Origin of the sequence: Porphyrobacter sp. TH134, from assembly GCF_002855495.1 — a bacterium.
In the GTDB taxonomy this organism is placed as follows: domain Bacteria; phylum Pseudomonadota; class Alphaproteobacteria; order Sphingomonadales; family Sphingomonadaceae; genus Erythrobacter.
The window spans coordinates 1-2,359 of sequence record NZ_PKRO01000089.1 but is presented as its reverse complement, the minus strand read 5'-3'; the positions used below and the strand labels follow the sequence as shown (position 1 = coordinate 2,359).

Genomic DNA, 2,359 nt, shown 5'->3' with positions numbered 1-2,359 from the left:
ACAGCGCCATGATGACCTCGGCGCTCGTCGAAGGTCGCGATTTCCTGCGTGCCCGTGCCGAGGCCAAGCGCCGTGCGGCGGTGCCCGAAGGAACGCCCGTCGTGTTCGCTGGCGGGCGCACCCGTCATGCGACCGAAGCCGATGCACTGACCTTTGGCAACAATGTGTGGGCCACCCTCGACAAGGTGCGCGACCGCGTGCCGGACATGGTGCTCATCCATGGCGGCGACACCAAGGGCGTCGACCGTCTGGCGTCGAGCTGGGCTGAACGTCGTGGCATCCCGCAGGTCACGTTCTCGCTCGATATGCGCCTCGGCGCCCGTGCCGGTTTCAAGCGCAACGAGCGGATGCTCTCGCTCGACCCACGTTACGTCATCGCCTTTCCGGGCAACGGTGTCCTTGAACGTCTGGTGATTGAGGCGAAGGCGCGGCGGATCACCGTCGTCGATCGCCGTGGCCCGCTGGGCACGTCGCCCAAGGCACCGCCCGGGTGAGCGGTCAAGCATGTAGCAAATGGATATCGAGTCTCAATCCAGTGCGACATGGATCTCGATTGGGGATCGAATACCCCACTTACATGCCATGAGAACCTGATCATTGATCTGACTGAAAGGCACAGCGGAACGGAACATCGCTCTGCCAGATCACGCCGTATCCGCTTGACGCCGACGGTCCGTGAGCGCTTCATTACGTGAGTTTCGCAATGAAGTAAGATGGAGGGCTCCATGGCCAAGAAGGATGAGGGAATTCCGCCGATTATTATTCCGGTTGCTCCTGTCCACGGAGGCCATGCCTCACGCAGTCGCAAGGACGCAGCGACAGAAAAACCGGCTCCCGACAATGACGATAAGGCCCGTTCGAACAACAAGGCCGACCGGCCTTAGTAGTCAGGCCTACGGATCGCTGATGCTTGCGATGGTGGGAGCCTGCCTATCGTCAATGGTCTTCCAATGCGCTTGCAGCATGCCGCATTCGCTCCTTCCTTTGGCAGAGTTGACGACGGCAGAAATGGCCTGAACGCAGGCCCTCATTCTGCTTTGGCATCGTCTGGGCGGCGCCGAGTTGGCACGATGAGAATGCTGCTCCTGCCGTGGCAATTGCGTCAGTGAGTGCACCCATTTCCGGGCAGAAAAGCCACTACCACCATCAAAGATAGAGAGCACTCGTTGGGCTCGGGTGCAAAATCAATCAGGCCAAAGTCGTCGGCGGCATGGGCAGGGCAAACCTGTTCAAGGCATCCGGCTCCACCCGGCTTCGATACAAACCTTCCCTGAAGCACCCCTGTCGAGACGCGCAACCCCGATCAGGTCCGGCCGAGTTGCCGGTCACGCATGCTGCGTGCCCGGCTGCCCGCTCCACCCGAACCAGATCGAGGTTTCCCTTCGGTGCGCTTCGCCATGGGCGCTTCCTAGTCGGGTTTGCAGCCGGGATGGACCCGGAATGCTCGATCAGGAGAAAGCCCATGACCAATCTCGTTATCCTCGTTGGCCGCATCGCTCGCGACCCCGAAACCCGCACCACCCAAGGTGGAACCAGCATCACTTCGATCTCGGTTGTGACAGACCGTCCCGCCCGCAAGGACGGCAAGACCTACAAGGACGAAAACGGCTACACCGCCAAGGACAGCGAATTTCACCGCGTGACCTGCTTCAACGGCCTCGGAGAAAATGTTGCCAAGTACTGCACCAAGGGCCAGCTGGTCGCGGTCGAAGGCCGCATCCACTACACCCAGTGGGAAGACGAGAGCGGCACCAAGCGCTACGGCTGCGAGATCATCGCGGACAAGGTGGACTTCCTCACCAAGGGCCGCAGCTCGAACAACGAAGACGCCCCTGACATCGACGAGGACTGAACGTCTTCTCGGTTGCAACGAGGCCCCGGTGGCACGCGCCATCGGGGCCTTTTGCTGTGCTTACCGGCGTTGGTGCGGCGGGGAGGGGCATTGAGCCCACACCCCGCCGCTGTAGCACTGGTCAGCCAGGGGAGAGGCGCTCGAGGGATTGCTCAATCCCTGTCGCCAGCGCAGCGCGGATCAGAAGTCTCAGCTGTGCAGGTTCGATCACCTCGCCGCCGCATTCGAGCAAGACATTGCCGAGCTCTGCTGCTGCATCAGCGCGCAGTTTGGTCTCCTGAGCGTCGAGTTCATCGCGCTGTTCGCGCAGCTTCTTGAGCGCGCCAAGAGCGCTCGATTTGGACCTGGCCATATGACATTCCTTTTGTAGGCCGTTGGTCCCCTCCGCGTACGATCATCCCAATTCATGCGTGTCAACGGCGGAGTAAAAGTCGGCCATTGGGCGGCGCAAAATCAGGCCACTTGATCCGCGCCTTGGCGAGCGCTGGGAGGGCGTAGCCCGAGCGG

General features: G+C 61.4%; 4 protein-coding genes. 3 read left to right on the top strand and 1 reads right to left on the bottom strand.

Features of this window, described 5'->3' with window-relative positions; genetic code table 11:
- The 3 genes from C0V72_RS15985 to C0V72_RS15980 all read left to right on the top strand — a co-directional run.
- Positions 1-494: DUF2493 domain-containing protein (locus tag C0V72_RS15985; protein WP_143704647.1), on the top strand; the 494-nt coding region annotated here is incomplete at its 5' end.
- Positions 495-725: 231 nt separating this feature from the next.
- Positions 726-884, top strand: a complete 159-nt coding sequence (locus C0V72_RS16495; protein ID WP_172439073.1) for a hypothetical protein — start codon at positions 726-728, stop codon at positions 882-884.
- Positions 885-1,462: 578 nt separating this feature from the next.
- Positions 1,463-1,852, top strand: coding sequence for a single-stranded DNA-binding protein (locus tag C0V72_RS15980; protein WP_101795117.1), 390 nt, complete (start codon positions 1,463-1,465; stop codon positions 1,850-1,852).
- Positions 1,853-1,973: 121 nt separating this feature from the next.
- On the opposite strand, the gene C0V72_RS15975 is transcribed toward C0V72_RS15980, so the two are convergent.
- The gene (locus C0V72_RS15975; RefSeq protein ID WP_101795116.1) at positions 1,974-2,204 is read right to left on the bottom strand and encodes a DUF6437 family protein; all 231 of its coding nucleotides are present in this window, start codon (positions 2,202-2,204) and stop codon (positions 1,974-1,976) included.
- Between the last annotated feature and the right edge of the window lie 155 nt (positions 2,205-2,359).